Consider the following 16487-nt stretch of genomic DNA (forward strand, 5'->3'; position numbering starts at 1 on the left):
CGATTTTATCGCTATCGAAGTTCAAGCATGGAGCAGTGCGAGCCGTATGGAACTTTCATGCATGCATGAATCGTAATTTAAGCGGGTCTCGATCTAACAAACCATGCCGGCAGGAGCGTGAACGATGAAAGCACGACTGATGGATCAAGCATGAGGACCGAATCGGCAGCGGCTGCACCCATCACTGCGCAATCCCTGACAGAGCGCCCGGTCTGGAAAGCACTCGAAACACATCACCATACCATCAAGGATTTGCATTTGCGTCAGCTTTTTGCTGACGATGCCAAGCGAGGCGAGCACCTCACGGCTGAAGCCGCAGGCATCTACCTTGACTACTCAAAGAATCGAATTACCGGCGAGACATTACGTCTGCTTGTACAGCTTGCCGAGGAATGCGATTTGCGTGCGCGTATCGACGCCATGTTCAGCGGTAAGCAAATCAACTCGACGGAACAGCGCGCCGCCCTCCATACGGCCTTGCGTGCGCCCAAAAATGAGCGGATTGTTGCCGATGGAATCGACGTGGTACCTGAGGTGCATGCGGTGCTTGACCGAATGGCTGCTTTTGCTGACCAATTACGCAGCGGCCACTGGCGAGGCCATACGGGCAAGCGCATTCGCAATATCATCAATATCGGGATCGGCGGTTCCGATCTGGGCCCGGTGATGGCCTATGAAGCATTGCGTTATTATAGCGTGCGTGAAATGAATTTCCGTTTCGTATCCAATGTGGACGGAACGGATTTCAAGGAAGCCACCATCGGCATCGATCCCGAAGAAACTTTGTTTATCATCTGTTCGAAGACATTTACCACGACCGAAACGCTTGCCAACGCACATGCAGCCCGCAAATGGATACTGGGCAAGCTCGATAATATCCAGGCCGTTCGCAAGCACTTCGTTGCTGTCTCGACCAATGCGGAGGAAGTATCGAATTTTGGCATCGATCTTGCCAACATGTTTGGCTTCTGGGACTGGGTAGGCGGCCGTTATTCAATGGACTCGGCAATTGGCCTTTCAACCATGGTCGCCATCGGGCCTGACAACTTTCGTGCCATGCTAGCCGGTTTCCACGCGATGGACCAGCATTTTCGCACCGCACCATTTGATAAAAATCTGCCCGTCATCATGGGACTGCTCGCGATCTGGTACAACAATTTCTTCGATGGCCAGACAATTGCCGTGCTGCCTTATGACCAGTATCTCAAGCGCTTCCCGGCATATCTGCAACAATTGACAATGGAAAGCAATGGCAAGCACGTTACGCTCGATGGCGCGCGTGTCAGCTATCAAACATCGCCCATCATCTGGGGAGAACCTGGCACCAACGGTCAACATTCGTTCTATCAACTTATCCACCAGGGTACGCGCCTTATTCCCTGTGATTTCATCGGCTTTTGTCACACTCTGAATCCGTTGGACAACCATCACGACCTGCTGATGGCGAATCTGTTCGCCCAGACCGAGGCATTGGCGTTCGGCAAAACTACGGATGAAGTAAAAGCCGAGGGGACACCGGACTGGCTGTGCCCGCATCGGAGCTTTGAGGGTAATCGTCCGACCAACACTATCCTGGCCGAGCGTCTGACACCCTATACGCTTGGAACTTTGGTCGCGCTCTATGAGCACTCCGTCTTTACGCAAGGGGCAATCTGGAATATAGATTCATTCGATCAATGGGGGGTCGAACTTGGCAAGGCGCTGGCTCAGCGCATTGTTCAAGAACTGGCGATAACAAACGGACCGCCGCTGAAGCATGACAGTTCCACAAACACACTGATCCGACGCTACGTTAGACTCAAAGAAACGCCGCCATGAAAGTGGATTGCCCGCGACTGCCTTTGCTTATTCCTTCCGGCTTACGCTTTCGATTGACATGTCAGTTTTCAGATTTCTTTTTTCAAAGAAGCCACTGTGATACCAATAATACTTCACAGAAATAATACAGCTGCTTACCTGTGACAGTTATCCGTGCGGAGATCGAGACCCACAGTAAAAGTATATATCTCCCGCAAGTTCTACAAGTATGACGCCTGTGCAGCATTTGGGGCTCGAAGCTGCACACATGGTTGCCACAGCCGGGGAACAAATTGCGCGCCATGCTTCAAGCAGTCAAACCTGAATAGGTAAAACTTTATCCACACACTTTTGCTTCCGATACCGTCACAGTGAGATAGCATGATCCAAAATCAGAAGACAACCCGAAAAGTCAGCGCCTTTGCGGGAAAACCTGCCCAGCCATCCATGCTGCTGAACGTTCCAAGGCTTGTTACCGCATATTACGCGCAGATCCCCGATTGGTCGGTGCCAGCCCAAAGAGTTGCATTCGGCACTTCGGGACACCGTGGGTCGGCATTCGAAACGAGCTTCAACGAATGGCATGTGCTTGCTGCCACACAATCTATTTGTCAATACCGTCAGCAGCAGAATATCAATGGACCGCTATTTCTGGGCATCGACACGCACGCCCTTTCGGAACCCGCATACACCAGTGCACTTGAGGTATTGGCCGCGAATGAAGTCGAAGTCATGCTGTCCGCGAATGGAGAATACACACCCACTCCCGCCGTTTCTCATGCGATATTGACATACAATCGCGGCCGAACGAAGGGACTCTCCGACGGCATAGTCATTACACCTTCTCATAATCCGCCTGAGAGCGGTGGTTTTAAATACAATCCGCCACACGGCGGCCCGGCGGGTGTCGAGGTCACCGCCTTGATCGAATCCATGTCCAACGAATTCCTGAAGAATGAGCTCAGGGGAATAAAAAGACAACGTTTCGGGAAGGCGTTGCGCGCGCCTACAACGCATCAACATGACTTTCTCAATACCTACGTAAGCGACCTCGACCGTGTGATTGATATGAATACCATACGCGGCGCGAACATCCGCATGGGGGTGGATCCGCTCGGCGGTGCGGGCGTGCACTACTGGCGTGCGATTGCGGAACGCTATGGGTTGAATCTGACCGTTGTGAACGAGACGGTCGACCCCACCTTCCGTTTCATGACGCTTGATTGGGATGGACAGATTCGCATGGATCCCTCCTCACCTTATGCCATGCATGGGTTGATCGAGCTTAAAGATCGCTTCGACATCGCCTTCGCCTGCGATACTGATCATGACCGGCACGGAATCGTCACCGCGAGCACGGGTCTGTTACCAGCCGATCACTACCTTTCCGTCGCCATTCATTACCTTTTTCAACACCGCCCGCGGTGGAGCAGTAAAGTAGCGGTAGGCAAAACGGTAGTGAGCAGCCAGATGCTCGATCGTATCACCGCGAAACTGGGTCGACAGCTACATGAAGTGCCCGTCGGTTTCAAGTGGTTCGTGGATGGCCTGCATGACGGCTCCCTCGGTTTTTGCGGTGAAGAAAGCGCAGGCGCATCCTTCCTCCGCCTCGACGGCACGGTTTGGACAACGGACAAGGACGGAATCATACCGGCATTGTTGTCAGCGGAAATCACCGCTCGCATGGGCCGCGATCCCGGCGAGCTATACCAGGACCTGGCGCATGAGTTTGGCAAGCCGGTCTTCCAACGCATTGATGCGCCGGCCACGCCAGAGCAAAAAAAGATTCTGGCAAAACTCTCGCCACAGCAAATACACTCCACCGATCTTGCCGGCGAAAAGATCCGGACCGTCCTCACACGCGCACCGGGTAACGACGCGCCAATTGGAGGTATTAAGGTAATCGCCGAGAGCGGGTGGTTTGCAGCACGTCCATCTGGCACCGAAGACATCTACAAGGTTTATGCCGAGAGCTTCCGAGGCACAGAGCACCTGAATCATATCCTTGACGAGGCACAGACAATAGTCGCCGACGCGCTTGCCATGGCTCCGGCGGACTAGCCAGCTTCAAATAACCGGCGAGTGGCCGAATCCACTCCGCGGCGGCAGACACATGCTGCAAAAATTGCGCCATGCGCCCCGTAACGGGGCTCACCCAAAAGATGAGAATCAAATGGCTCAAAGAATTCTTCACAAATCATCATTCTAGATCGCCAAGAGCGATCAACCGCCGGGTTAGATTCAATTCTTAACAGGAGATCAAGATGCAATTGGGAATGATAGGATTGGGACGCATGGGTATTAACATGGTTAGCCGCCTGATGAAAGCCGGAAGCGAATGTGTGGTTTACGACCCTCGCACTGAAGCCGTGGAGGCGCTGCAGTTGCAAGGCGCCATCGGAGCATCCTCAGTCGAGGAGTTGGTCGCTCGCCTAGCTGCACCGCGCATAGTATGGTTGATGGTGCCCGCCGCAGCGGTTGATGAAATTCTTTCGAAGGTGGCGTCGCTGCTTGAGGCGGGCGACATTATCATTGACGGAGGCAACTCCTATTACCACGATGATATCAGGCGTGGTACCGAATTGCGCTTGCGGGGAATCCACTATGTGGATGTCGGAACAAGCGGTGGCGTTGCTGGCCGTGAACGCGGATACTGCCTGATGATCGGCGGTGAACCAGAAATAATCGATCACCTTGACCCTATCTTTGCGGCCCTCGCACCGGGCATTGGCGCGGCGCGGCGCACACCTGGCCGTCACGGACGTGATGGCACAGCGGAACAGGGCTACTTGCACTGCGGGCCGCACGGGGCTGGTCATTTTGTCAAAATGGTCCATAACGGGATTGAATATGGACTCATGGCGGCTTATGCCGAAGGCCTGAATATCCTGCATAGCGCCAATGCCGGCAAGCGGGTGCAAGATATGGATGCAGAGACGACACCCATGCGCAACCCCGAATTTTACCAGTATGAGCTGGATTTGCCTGAAATCGCAGAGGTATGGCGGCGAGGCAGCGTTGTGGCTTCCTGGCTACTCGATCTGACGGCAGAAGCTTTGATTGAAGATGCCGAACTGACTGAGTTCTCGGGGCGCGTATCGGATTCCGGTGAGGGGCGTTGGACAACGCTGGCCGCAGTCGACGAAGGGGTGCCCGTGCCCGTCATCAGCGCCGCGCTCTTCAGCCGCTTCGAGTCCCGCGGGAATGCTGACTATGCCGACAGATTGCTCTCCGCAATGAGAAAGCAATTTGGCGGCCATGGCGAAAAAAAAGAAGGGGCCTGAGATGAACAGGGCCAACGGCGACGCGAAGCCATCCGATGCGTTGGTGCTATTCGGGATAACGGGTGACCTTGCCCAGAAGAAAATCTTTCCGGCACTTTATGCGATGGCGAGGCAGGGTTCTCTCAATGTGCCCGTGGTCGGCGTGGCCTCTTCGAACTATAGCCTCGCGCAACTTCGTGACAGAGCGGCTGCGGCTATAAGAAAGGCCGGAAAAGTTGATGACCCGAATGCGCTGAATCACCTTCTTTCCCTGCTCCGGTACGTAAGCGGAAATTACAATAGTCCGGAGACGTTCAAGACCATCAAGGCGGCGTTGGGTGATACCCGGCGCCCGGCACATTATCTCGCGATTCCGCCTTCGCTTTTTGCTACCGTCATAAAAAGCCTTGGCGCCGCGCATCTAGTGGATCATGCGCGAGTAATCGTTGAAAAACCATTCGGACGCGACCTCGCTTCAGCGCGCGAGCTTAACCGCATCGCGCGCTCGGTATTCCCGGAAGACTCGATCTTTCGCATCGATCACTTTCTTGGGAAGGAGGCGATCATGAACATTCTCTATTTCCGATTCGCCAATTCATTCCTTGAGCCGATATGGAATCGAAACTACGTAGCCAGCGTCCAGATAACACTCGCCGAGAATTTTGGCGTGGAAGGCCGCGGCGGATTTTACGAATCTGCGGGCTGCCTTCGCGACGTGATACAGAATCATCTTTTCCAAATCGTCGCGCTGCTCGCCATGGAGCCCCCTTCCTACAGAGGTTTTGGATCGGTTCAGGGTGAGAAAACCAATATTTTTCAGGCCATGCGCCCGGTAATATCAGACGACCTGGTGCGTGGACAGTATGCCGGTTATCGCAAGGAAGCCGGCGTTGCGAAGGACTCCGACGTCGAGACGTTCTGCGCCTTGCGCCTTTTCATTGACTCCTGGCGCTGGGAAGGCGTTCCGTGGTATTTGCGCTCCGGAAAATTTCTTGCGGAGACGGCAGCGGAAGTCATTGTGCAGTTAAAACCGCCACCCCAACGGCTTTTCGCCGACTCGGGGCCGGAGATTTGCAACGCCAACTATTTACGCTTCCGGCTTTCTCCGCTTTCCGCCATTGCCATTGCCGCGCGAGTCAAGCGCATGGGAAAAGAGTTTATTGGCAACCAGCGGGAACTCTGCCTGGCCGAAGAGCGCTTCGGGTGCGAATCACCTTACGAGCGGCTTTTGCATGACGCCATGATCGGCGATGACGCGCTGTTTACAAGTCAGGAAGCGGTAGAAGCCGCCTGGGCGACGCTCGATCGCGTTCTTACAACGCATCATCGGGCGCTTCCCTACAAACGCGGGAGCTGGGGACCCAAAGTAGCCGAGGCGCTCATCGCGCCCGATGGATGCTGGCACAACCCGGAGTCGAAAATCTAATGGCCGCGAGGCGGCTTATTATATCAGTGGCATAAGAGCAGAGTGGATTCATATTACAGATCACTCATTTACGCAGCCCATTCTTTCGATAACGCAATCCGCCGAAATTTGGTTTCAATGGGAAACTCCTGATAGTTCAAAGCTGGAATAAGCAAGCCATGATCGCAACATATATGTCATGTTTATGATGTATATGGAAAAGAAATCAGATCTCCGTACAGACGGTAGGGTTAACTTTTTTTTTACACTAAGGCGACGCTTTTTTCACAAGTAGCATGTTATTTTCTGGACTGCATGATGTCATTTCTGTCCTTCCAATCAGATGTCATACTTTAAAGGGGACCTCTTTATGAATACTTCATTCCATTTTAAATTAACGCAATCCGCCATGCTGGCTTCTGCTATTCTTTTTCTCACAGCGCCTGCCGCGCAAGCAGATAGGCTGGCGGATAATCTGGCTGCAATGGAGGCGCAAAGCCCCATTAACATCACTACCAATAACACAACTTTTGATAAGAATTTGTCTCCCCTTTTATTTACATTGAATTCCGATACTCAACTGAAGGTAATCAATAATGGCTCGCCTGGCGTGGACAAAACCGCTGCCAGAGCCAATCTCGTCGATCCCGGTGCCGGATCGGTAACGGTTGGCGGGGATACGTATAGATTGTCCCAGTTCCACTTTCATACACCTGCGGAGCATTTGGAGAACGGCTATAAGTTTCCCATGGAGATGCACTTGGTATTTGCCGATGCCCAAAATAACCTGCTTGTCGTAGGCCGATGGATCGAGGAGGGAAGCTTCAATAAAGCGCTTGCCCCGATTTTCTCCAACTTGCCGCATTCCGTAACGGATACGCTCACAGTTGATCACTTCAATTTGAATGCGCTGATTCCGGACAATCTGAACTCCTTTCGCTATGATGGCTCGCTAACCACCCCCCCATTTTCTGAAGGCGTAAAATGGGTCGACCTGGCGCAACCAATGGAGATGTCCAAGGAACAAATTAGTGCTTTCAGTTCCCTCTTCCCGAACGGTGATGCGCGTGAGGTTCAGGCGCTCAATGGACGACCAATATTCACCGATGTACCGGGATTTGCCACTGTGGTCCCGGAACCGGAAACCTACGCCATGCTGTTGGCGGGACTGTGCCTGATAGGCTTCGTTGCACGGCGGCGTCTTGTCAACCCAGGTTTTGTGGGTTCTATTGCATAAATTTGCATAAGCAAGAAATAGTCGATGCGCCTTTTTACTTCCACCATCTCCAAAAGATGGTGGAAGGCGAAAACAAGCGGCTACCGACCATTCCCGATTCCTGCTGAATCAATAGCTTTCTGCTGCTTGATCACCGGCTATGGCTTTTATCGAAAACCTTCCGGATCTAAGCATGCTGGCAGTTTTTGCCAATATTTGGCAGCCCAGTAAAATGAAAACGCGTATCGTTCCGTTCGTCATTATTTCCTTTCTGTTAACTTTTTCGCCCTTGACCCATGCGCAAACTGGGAAATGGGCCAGCCTGAATGCCGAAGCAAAATCACACTACCAGAATGGACGTTACGATCAGGCGACAGTACTGGTACAAGAAGCGCTCGAGATCGCCGAAAAGGAATGGGGTGCCGATCATCCCAATGTAGCCCAGACGCTGAACAATCTCGGCCTAATTTTTCAAGGGCAAGGCGAATACGCTCAGGCGGAACCGCTTTATAAACGCGCGCTGGTGATTTGGGAGAAAACGCTGGGATCCGATAATCCCGCAGTAGCCAAGGGAATGAATAATCTGGCGGAACTCTATCGTGCCGAGGGCCGGTACACAGAAGCCGAATTCCTGTACAAACGTTCACTTGCAATTTGGGAAAAAAAGCTCGGACAGGACCATCCTGATGTGGCCACAAGTCTCAATAATCTTGCGCTCCTCTATAAAATTCAGGGTCATTACGCACAAGCCGAGCCGTTATATCGACGATCCCTCGCAATCTGGGAAAAATCCGCTGGACCCAATCATCCCGATGTGGCCATTAGCCTGAATAATCTCGCGGGACTCTACCGCGCGCAGGGTAATTACGCGGAAGCCGAACCGCTTTACAACCGTTCACTGACGATCTGGGAACAAGTTTTCGGACCCAGCCATCCGAGCGTTGCCAAAGGTCTGAACAATCTTGCGGAACTATATACCGCCGAAGGTAACTTTACTCTGGCTAAGCCGCTCTTCAAGCGTTCGCTGGCAATCAACGAGGAAGCGCTTGGGTCCGACCACCCCAATGTAGCAACCACCCTGAATAATCTGGGGGAACTTTATTATGCGGAAGGCAAGTACGAGATAGCTATACCGCTCTTCGAACGCTCGCTGGCGATCTGGGAGAAAGCGCTCGGGCTTGATCATCCTCATGTAGCCTTGAGCCTGAACAATTTAGCGAAACTCTATGAAGCTCAGGAACGATATGCGGAGGCCGAACCGCTCTTCATCCGCTCTTTGTCCGTCCTGGAGAGAGCTTTTGGCAACAAACATCCCAATGTGATTTCAAGTCTGAATAATGTCGCCGAATTCTACAGAAAGTCCGGCAGGGAAATAGAAGCGGCGGCGGTGGAAAGGCGAATATCAGCCGCCGAATAGAGGAAACGCTATGAAACGAGTTTCTGGCAAAACCGAGTGATCTCAAAAACGCTACAATGATGATGGAGAATGATATCCCATCGATACGCCTGAGAGCATGACGCGGTGAAGAGACTACTAAGATTCGGCGGGACATTTCATTGTCTATCTTTCCGAACCGGATAAGGAGGAGTAAAAACCATGAAGCCCAGGTTCACTCTGAGGAATGCCGCAGCTTGGTTCGTGACGCTCGCCAGCATTATGATTTCCGGCTTAATGAGCGTATCCCATGCGCAGACTGGACAGCCAGGTGTCTCGATGTCCGTACAGGGCAGCCTGATCGTGGCGCAGCTCTCGCAAAGATGGGGAGACGCCGCGACAGGTCAAAAAGATTTGCCACCCGAGAGCGCGGGCGCCGCCTCCACACCAGGCACACCCGATCGGTTAAATTCTTCGTCAAACGGGGCATCCGTGGACCAGGCACCTGGGGCTGGCTCGTGCAGGTACGCTACACCGGAACAAGAAAGTTTCTTTTGCAAGATGAGAAGAATCTTCTACGGACGCGACTCCTCGGGGCCCAATCGGGATATGGATAGCAATATATCGGCAGGAGGTGCGGGGGGCTAAGTGCTCATGTATGAGGTAGAGCCGGATTCCTCTTAGATTACCGGTTTGTATGACGCAAAGCGCCAGCAGTGTTGCATTGATGATATGAGTGGATGTAGACACCTGGGAGAAATCATGGATCGATGCAAGCCACTCAGTTCGCTATTTCGCCGGATTAACGAGAAAAAGAAAGAGGAATTATTATGAAACAAAATTCCATTCTGAGAAGTCCAGCGATGCAATCGGCGGCGCTTGCTGGCATCATGATTCTCACCATGGCAGGTGTTCCCCATGCTCAAACCGGCGCGGCCGGACATGATGGCGCTTCGATTCCTGGGCAAGGCGTTTCGACAGCGACACAGCCATCATCCAGGCAGAAAGATGCCGCCTCAGATCAGGAAAGTTCGCCGCAAAAAAAAGGCAGCGCCGCGCCCGAACAGCACACACCCGATCAATCCGGCTCTCCGGCAAGTTCGTTACCCTCAAATCAGGAACCTGGCTGGGGCGAGTCCCCTGCCCCCGAACCGGAAAGCCTTTTTCGCAAGATTATTAGGATATTCTTCGGACCCGACTCACCCCCCGGACCGAACCCGGATGTGGACACCAATATTTCCGCAGGCGGCGCAGCGGGAGGATAACGCATCCATGACAAAACAAATGCGGCGGAGAATCAGACAGGCATCTCTTCTGCGTTCACCCTCCAAACTTCACTGTAACGGCACAGTTTTTGTTATGTGACGCTGTTGTCATAATACTGGCGAGATTGATCGGACACTTGCATGATCAAGTTTTACCCTAAAACCATCTAGACCAGCCTGCAGAGAAGGCATTATGATAATGGAATACTCCTGCAGGAATCCTGGGGGTCTCGATTGGGATCCGCTATCTTCGAGGATTAAGTATCGATCCTGACTTCATTTATCTTAGTTGCAATAGCCGTCACAAACTTTGACCGGCTTATATTCTCCATAAAATGCGCCATTCTTGCGCCGGTAACCTTCTGGTGTGGTATTGCATCACATCCATGAATTCCACTCCCTGTCCTAAAAATGGACTATAACTAATCTGATAGCTTCAGGCACGCTTATTACAAAGCTATCGAAGAAGATCGGATTTAGCTTCTACTTTTCTTAGCGACGTTTTTTCAGGAATTATATCGCCACTTCGATATCAAATTAATTGATCAAACGCCGAAGGAGTTCAATGAGAATCTCTACTTTGGCGCGGAATTAACTTCGTCCCTTAATGCCTATGATCAATTTCCGTCGGAGAACTGCTTACGCTTCATTTAGTTGTCCCGAGATGAAAAGTCATTGACTCAAGATTTCATATGAGCACTGTCACATTCCGCACGTCCGGCCTGATAGCGCTGGCGACCGTGTCAACTGCCACCATGGCAAGCACAACGGACGCCCCGCTAAACTATTTTTTACATAGTTATGGTCCGGCAGCTAAACCGACAATGCATCTGGGATGGTTGCTTGCAGGCCTGTCAGTGGCGGTATGCCTCATTATCGCCCTACTGCTGCTAGCGGCTGTGCTGCGTAAGCGTCCTCTCGCCGATCCGCGCTCGATTGGCCGTGAAGGCGAAGGTCTACGGTGGATATATATAGGAACGGGAATTTCCACCTGCGTATTGTTTGGACTGGTTATATATTCGCTGATGGTGCTGAACGAGGTTGCGAAGCCTCCCCAGGCCCCGGCCGTTATCCTGACTGTTACAGGGTACGACTGGTGGTGGAAAATCGAGTATGAACACGATGATCCTGCGCACCGCTTTATCACTGCCAATGAGCTACATATTCCCGTGGGCCAGCCTGTCCTTATCAAATTGAAAAGCGCCGACGTCATCCATGCCTTCTGGGTGCCGACGCTCGCGGGCAAGACACAAATGATTCCGGGCCTGACGAATCAACAATGGATACAGGCCGATGTACCCGGCATATATACCGGGCAATGCGCTCAATATTGCGGTGCGGGCCATGCTCACATGGGTCTTGAGGTTATCGCGGAGAGTGCCCAGGATTTTGAGAAATGGCAGAATGCCCAGCGTCGAACAGCTCCACTTACCTTCATGTCAAACGAAGATCCAGGACACAAGCTGTTCATGGATCGTTGCGCCGGCTGTCACACAATCCGTGGAACCAGCGCTGCGGGCGACCATGCTCCTGATCTGACTCACTTGAACTCACGGCGCTGGCTTGCGGCTGGACTATTGACGAATACGCCTGACCATTTGATGAAGTGGGTCATCAACGCACAAAGGCTCAAACCTGGATCGCGTATGCCAAGTATTGCGTTATCGGAATCCGAGACGACTGAACTGGCGTTATTTTTATCGACACTGAATTAGAGAAGGTATGGCTATCTCTGACATGACACATAATCCACCGGATGATCGCCTTAACCGCGTGCCGGACTTTGGGCGGGCTCCGATGGGTTCGGGTACCGAAGCGCATCTCGCCCATATATGGGAATCGCTGCCGGGCTGGCGCGGCTGGTTTTCTACAGTCGATCATAAGACGATCGGTCTGCGATATATCGTCACGGCATTTATTTTCCTGCTGATGGGCGGCATTGAGGCGCTGATCATGCGTATACAACTCGCGGGATCGAATCATGCCCTGCTGACGCCGGAACAATATAGCCAGCTGTTCACGATGCACGGCGTGACCATGATTTTCTTGTACGCCTTGCCGATATTGTCTGGATTTTCCAATTATCTCTGGCCGTTATTATTGGGCTCGCGAGACATGGCATTCCCCCGCCTAAACGCGCTCTCCTACTGGATCTTTCTATTTGCGGGCATTTTCATGTACGCGAGCTTTCCTCTCGGCCAGGCACCCAATGCCGGTTGGTTCAACTACGTCCCATTTTCGGGGCCCATTTATAACACCGGTCCCAATATCGATGTCTTTGCACTCGGCATGGTGCTGTTGGGAATATCAACGACTGTCGGATCGGTCAATTTTGTGGTTACGCTATTTCGGATGCGAGCACCGGGCATGACAATCAATCGGGTACCCATTCTGGTGTGGGGCACACTCACCGCATCCGTGGCTAATCTTCTGGCTATCCCCGCGGTCAGTCTCGCCTTTTTTCTTCTGTGGCTTGACCGTCAGATCGGCACCCATTTTTTTGATGTCGCCAATGGGGGAAAACCACTGCTGTGGCAACACTTGTTCTGGATTTTCGGTCATCCATGGGTGTATGCGATCGTGCTTCCCGCGATGGGCATCGTTTCGGATGCATTACCTACATTCTGCCGTCGTCCCTTGGTTGGTTACGCGGCGATGGCTCTTGCCACCATAGCAACCATGCTGGTTGGATTTGAAGTATGGATTCATCACATGTTTGCTACCGGTTTGCCTACGGTTGCCCTGTCAATTTTTGGTGCCGCCAGTATGGTAATTTCAATCCCAAGCTCGGTCGCCGTATTTGCGTGGATCGCAACTATCTGGCTCGGAAAACCTGTATTCAAGACACCATTTCTATTTTTTGCCGGCTTTGTCATGCTATTTGTAATCGGTGGTTTGTCTGGTGTGATGACGGCAGCCGTATCACTCGATTGGCAGCTTAACGAAACCTACTTCATCGTCGCACACCTGCACTATGTATTAATTGGCATCAATGTATTCCCAGTCGTGGGCGGCATCTATTACTGGTTTCCCAAATTCACCGGCCGAATGATGGATGAAAAAATGGGCAAATGGAGCTTCTGGGTCATGTTCATCGGCTTTAACATAGGTTTTTTTCCGATGCACGTGGCCGGCCTGCTGGGGATGCCGCGGCGTATTTATACATATTCATCCCGCATGGGATGGGATACGGTCAACATGATCATATCCATCGGCTCTTTCATATTTGCCGTCGGCATCCTGATTTTTCTGGTCAACGTCGCGCTCAGCCTCAAGCGCGGTGCCCGGGTGGGAGCAAATCCGTGGGACGCGGCGACACTAGAGTGGTCTGTATCTTCACCGCCGCCGGCTTACAACTTTGCAGCCATCCCCATTATCGCGAGCCGCCATCCATTATGGGAAGATCGGCTTGACGAAGACACCGGACGTTCCAGCCTGACAGAAGGGTATTTATTGACGCAGGGGCGGGAAACTATAGGTACTTCACCTATCGATGCCAAGCCAGTAACCATACTTAAAATGCCGGAAGACTCCTCCACGCCGTTCTTTGTGGGACTGTTCGTTTCATTGATGTTCGTTGGGTTGCTGCTTCATTGGTGGAACTTTGCGGGGATAATGGCTGCAGCGGGCTGTATTGCGCTAATAATATGGATGTGGCCTCAAAAGGCGCTGGCTCAACGAGTACCCAGCGCTGCTCACTCGCACGGAGAGGCTCATGACTGATGCGAGTCCATTCAATCAGCTCTTGCCGGTGGGAAGCAAGGGCAAGCTATCAGGTGGCTGGTGGGGGATTCTGGCGTTGATCGTAACGGAAGGATCTCTTTTTGGATATCTGTTGTTTGCATACTTCTATCTGGCTGCACAAACCGAACAGCAATGGCCACCGGAAGGTTTGCCCGTACTACTCATGCCGGCTGTCAATACAGCGATATTGCTCGCCAGCAGCGCTTGCGTTTGGATCAGCGAGCATTGTATCCGGCGAAGACAAATATATTGGAGCATCGCCGCGATGATATTGGCGATCGCACTCGGCATTTGCTTCGTAATGATTCAACTCACGGAATGGGATAGGAAAACTTATGATATGACGTCGAGTTTGTACGGGTCGCTGTACTTCACGATCACAGGATTTCATCTGTGTCACGTCATCATAGGGCTGGTCGTCCTGTTGCTCCTGCTGATCTGGATGGCGCTCGGTTATTTTGACGATAGGCGCTACGCCGCTGTGACGATAGGCGGAGTCTATTGGCACTTCGTCGATGTGGTCTGGCTGTTCGTTTTCACTACGTTGTACATATTTCCTTATCTATAAATTTGAAATAAGCTTTTCCAATAAACAGGATACCCCCAACAACATCGTGCTCTTTATCATGGTTCGATGGGTACATACAGAACATTACTAGCATTATTCGGCGCACCCGCCGCATGGGTCACCCAGATGTCCGTGAGTGAACCCATTGCGGCGTATGCGTGCTATCCGCATCTGGTTCCGCTTTCCGCCCCGCTCTGGGTCAATTTGCCTGCAATACTCGCAGCAATCAGTCTGATCTGTTTGCTGGGCGGGCTGATTTCGGGATATGTCGCATGGACGTCATGGCGACGAACAGGTCACCGATTTTCCGGGACTGACACAGGGGAGGCTGTCTTCGAAGTTGATGGGGGCCAGGCATTATTTCTGGCGATGCTGGGAATAATGTCGAGTTTCGTTTTTATCGTCGCAATTTTATTTACCGGTTGCGCAGTTTTATTGGTATCGCCTTGTAGCGCCTGGACTTGATCAAATGATACCGGGAACCCCATTCACGGATTCGATTAACAGGGCGCTGAGCAAAGCCGCAGGTTATTCATGGATTGCTATATGGATGATTGCCGCAAACGCCCAAGCCGCCGATCCTGCCATGGTGGCACGTGGGAGATATCTTGCCAAGGTCGCGGATTGCGTGAGCTGTCATACCGCCGGGCCAGACCACCCTCCGTTTGCTGGCGGATTGCCGATCAACTCGCCATTTGGGATTATTTATTCGACGAATATTACACCCGATCCGATCTCCGGCATCGGTCAATATAGTTACGCTGATTTTAGCCGGGCCGTTCGCGAAGGCATTGCCAGAGACGGCAGGCGTCTTTATCCGGCGATGCCATATGCCTCCTTCGCGGCGACACTGGATAGCGATATTCAGGCACTCTATGCTTATTTTATGAAGGAAGTGAAGGCTGTCAGCCACACGCCGCCTCAGACCAGACTGCCTTTTCCTTTCAATCAGCGCTGGACTCTTATGTTCTGGAGTGCGGCATTCGTAAATCAAAAACGCTATAAGCCGCGTGCCGACCGCGATGCGCAGTGGAACCGTGGCGCATATCTGGTGCAAACGCTAGGCCACTGTGGGGCCTGCCATACCCCGCGCGGCTTGGCCTATCAGGAAAAAGGATATTCAGAATCATCGTCCGACTACTTGAGCGGCGCGGTAGTGGATAACTGGTATGCCGCGAATCTGACCGGAACCCACGCATCCGGCCTGGGTAGATGGTCCGAGACAGAAATTTCAATGTTCCTGGAAACAGGCCATAGCGGATACGCGGTAGCATTTGGCAGCATGGTCACCGTTATCGAAAACAGCACACAGCATTTACGGAAAGAAGATTTGGACGCTATTGCACACTATCTTAAATCTCTTCCAGCGCGAAAGGAAAAAACATCCTATAAACCCTATAAACCTTCCGCAGTGCCAAGTAAGATAGTGTTGACCGGAGCCGGCAGCGATCAATTCGAACGTCCCGGCGCCGGCCTGTATGCGGGATTTTGCGCTAAATGCCATGGAGACAGCGGCACAGGCAAGCCTCCGAAAATTCCTCGGCTTGGCGGCAATTCAATGGTTCTCTCCGAGGATGCCACCTCCCTGATCCGCCAGGTGTTGGAAGGGGGAAAAGGACCACTGACGGAAAATGGACCGAAACCGAAAGAAATGCCGAGCTTTGAAAAAAAATTTACTGACCGCGACATCGCGGACGTCCTCACCTACGTGCGCAACAGCTGGGGCAATACAGCGACTCCCGTGACGCCACGCGACGTGTCCCTGTTACGAAAAGCGCTGCGAAAATGATCAGTTTTCCAACGATATGCCTCATCGATATCCACATAACTTGATGGTCGATTCCCGCCGTTTTT

The 16487-nt window shown here is 52.3% G+C and carries 13 protein-coding genes; all 13 read left to right on the top strand.

The window, feature by feature from the left end:
- Nucleotides 1-150: 150 nt before the first annotated feature.
- The 13 genes from pgi (at nucleotide 151) to SQ11_RS01745 (ending at nucleotide 16422) form a co-directional block, all read left to right on the top strand.
- The gene (gene pgi / locus SQ11_RS01685) at nucleotides 151-1818 is read left to right on the top strand and encodes a glucose-6-phosphate isomerase (RefSeq protein WP_052493922.1); all 1668 of its coding nucleotides are present in this window, start codon (nucleotides 151-153) and stop codon (nucleotides 1816-1818) included.
- A 360-nt stretch (nucleotides 1819-2178) separates the two neighbouring features.
- The gene (gene pgm / locus SQ11_RS01690) at nucleotides 2179-3858 is read left to right on the top strand and encodes a phosphoglucomutase (alpha-D-glucose-1,6-bisphosphate-dependent) (RefSeq protein WP_041512355.1); all 1680 of its coding nucleotides are present in this window, start codon (nucleotides 2179-2181) and stop codon (nucleotides 3856-3858) included.
- A gap of 203 nt (nucleotides 3859-4061) precedes the next feature.
- On the top strand, nucleotides 4062-5081 hold the full coding sequence (gnd, locus tag SQ11_RS01695; RefSeq protein ID WP_041512356.1) for a phosphogluconate dehydrogenase (NAD(+)-dependent, decarboxylating): 1020 nt from the start codon (nucleotides 4062-4064) through the stop codon (nucleotides 5079-5081).
- Complete coding sequence (gene zwf, locus SQ11_RS01700; protein ID WP_232297851.1) at nucleotides 5056-6486, top strand: glucose-6-phosphate dehydrogenase; 1431 nt, start codon at nucleotides 5056-5058, stop codon at nucleotides 6484-6486. The genes gnd and zwf overlap by 26 nt, the downstream gene beginning before the upstream one ends.
- A 349-nt stretch (nucleotides 6487-6835) precedes the next feature.
- Nucleotides 6836-7702, top strand: coding sequence for a carbonic anhydrase family protein (locus tag SQ11_RS01705; protein ID WP_041512358.1), 867 nt, complete (start codon nucleotides 6836-6838; stop codon nucleotides 7700-7702).
- A gap of 211 nt (nucleotides 7703-7913) precedes the next feature.
- Nucleotides 7914-9098 carry a tetratricopeptide repeat protein gene (locus SQ11_RS01710; protein WP_232297852.1) on the top strand — a complete coding sequence of 395 codons (1185 nt, stop codon included), beginning with the start codon at nucleotides 7914-7916 and terminating at the stop codon, nucleotides 9096-9098.
- Nucleotides 9099-9278: 180 nt separating this feature from the next.
- On the top strand, nucleotides 9279-9704 hold the full coding sequence (locus SQ11_RS01715; RefSeq protein WP_041512359.1) for a hypothetical protein: 426 nt from the start codon (nucleotides 9279-9281) through the stop codon (nucleotides 9702-9704).
- A 182-nt stretch (nucleotides 9705-9886) separates the two neighbouring features.
- Complete coding sequence (locus SQ11_RS01720; RefSeq protein WP_041512360.1) at nucleotides 9887-10321, top strand: hypothetical protein; 435 nt, start codon at nucleotides 9887-9889, stop codon at nucleotides 10319-10321.
- Nucleotides 10322-11013: 692 nt separating this feature from the next.
- Nucleotides 11014-12036: a cytochrome c oxidase subunit II gene (gene coxB, locus SQ11_RS01725; RefSeq protein WP_041512361.1), complete on the top strand. Its 1023-nt coding sequence runs from the start codon at nucleotides 11014-11016 to the stop codon at nucleotides 12034-12036.
- A gap of 7 nt (nucleotides 12037-12043) precedes the next feature.
- Nucleotides 12044-14044: a cytochrome c oxidase subunit I gene (ctaD, locus tag SQ11_RS01730; RefSeq protein WP_041512362.1), complete on the top strand. Its 2001-nt coding sequence runs from the start codon at nucleotides 12044-12046 to the stop codon at nucleotides 14042-14044.
- A complete protein-coding gene (locus SQ11_RS01735; RefSeq protein WP_041512363.1) occupies nucleotides 14037-14633 on the top strand; it encodes a cytochrome c oxidase subunit 3 in 597 nt (198 codons plus the stop codon). Before ctaD ends, SQ11_RS01735 begins: the two co-directional genes overlap by 8 nt.
- A 66-nt stretch (nucleotides 14634-14699) precedes the next feature.
- The gene (locus tag SQ11_RS01740) at nucleotides 14700-15098 is read left to right on the top strand and encodes a hypothetical protein (protein WP_041512364.1); all 399 of its coding nucleotides are present in this window, start codon (nucleotides 14700-14702) and stop codon (nucleotides 15096-15098) included.
- Nucleotides 15099-15183: 85 nt separating this feature from the next.
- Nucleotides 15184-16422, top strand: coding sequence for a cytochrome c (locus tag SQ11_RS01745; protein ID WP_232297853.1), 1239 nt, complete (start codon nucleotides 15184-15186; stop codon nucleotides 16420-16422).
- The last annotated feature ends 65 nt before the right edge of the window (nucleotides 16423-16487 follow it).

Origin of the sequence: Nitrosospira sp. NpAV (assembly GCF_000832065.1) — a bacterium.
Classification (GTDB): Bacteria; Pseudomonadota; Gammaproteobacteria; order Burkholderiales; family Nitrosomonadaceae; genus Nitrosospira.

What these genes read in the sequence shown, in the direction of transcription:
- SQ11_RS01720 (WP_041512360.1), top strand. Translation starts at nt 9,887, where the DNA reads ATGAAACAAAATTCCATTCTGAGAAGTCCAGCGATGCAATCGGCGGCG.
- gnd (WP_041512356.1), top strand. Translation starts at nt 4,062, where the DNA reads ATGCAATTGGGAATGATAGGATTGGGACGCATGGGTATTAACATGGTT.
- SQ11_RS01735 (WP_041512363.1), top strand. Translation starts at nt 14,037, where the DNA reads ATGACTGATGCGAGTCCATTCAATCAGCTCTTGCCGGTGGGAAGCAAG.
- pgi (WP_052493922.1), top strand. Translation starts at nt 151, where the DNA reads ATGAGGACCGAATCGGCAGCGGCTGCACCCATCACTGCGCAATCCCTG.
- SQ11_RS01710 (WP_232297852.1), top strand. Translation starts at nt 7,914, where the DNA reads ATGAAAACGCGTATCGTTCCGTTCGTCATTATTTCCTTTCTGTTAACT.
- SQ11_RS01740 (WP_041512364.1), top strand. Translation starts at nt 14,700, where the DNA reads ATGGGTACATACAGAACATTACTAGCATTATTCGGCGCACCCGCCGCA.
- SQ11_RS01745 (WP_232297853.1), top strand. Translation starts at nt 15,184, where the DNA reads ATGATTGCCGCAAACGCCCAAGCCGCCGATCCTGCCATGGTGGCACGT.
- pgm (WP_041512355.1), top strand. Translation starts at nt 2,179, where the DNA reads ATGATCCAAAATCAGAAGACAACCCGAAAAGTCAGCGCCTTTGCGGGA.
- zwf (WP_232297851.1), top strand. Translation starts at nt 5,056, where the DNA reads ATGGCGAAAAAAAAGAAGGGGCCTGAGATGAACAGGGCCAACGGCGAC.
- ctaD (WP_041512362.1), top strand. Translation starts at nt 12,044, where the DNA reads ATGGCTATCTCTGACATGACACATAATCCACCGGATGATCGCCTTAAC.
- SQ11_RS01715 (WP_041512359.1), top strand. Translation starts at nt 9,279, where the DNA reads ATGAAGCCCAGGTTCACTCTGAGGAATGCCGCAGCTTGGTTCGTGACG.
- SQ11_RS01705 (WP_041512358.1), top strand. Translation starts at nt 6,836, where the DNA reads ATGAATACTTCATTCCATTTTAAATTAACGCAATCCGCCATGCTGGCT.
- coxB (WP_041512361.1), top strand. Translation starts at nt 11,014, where the DNA reads ATGAGCACTGTCACATTCCGCACGTCCGGCCTGATAGCGCTGGCGACC.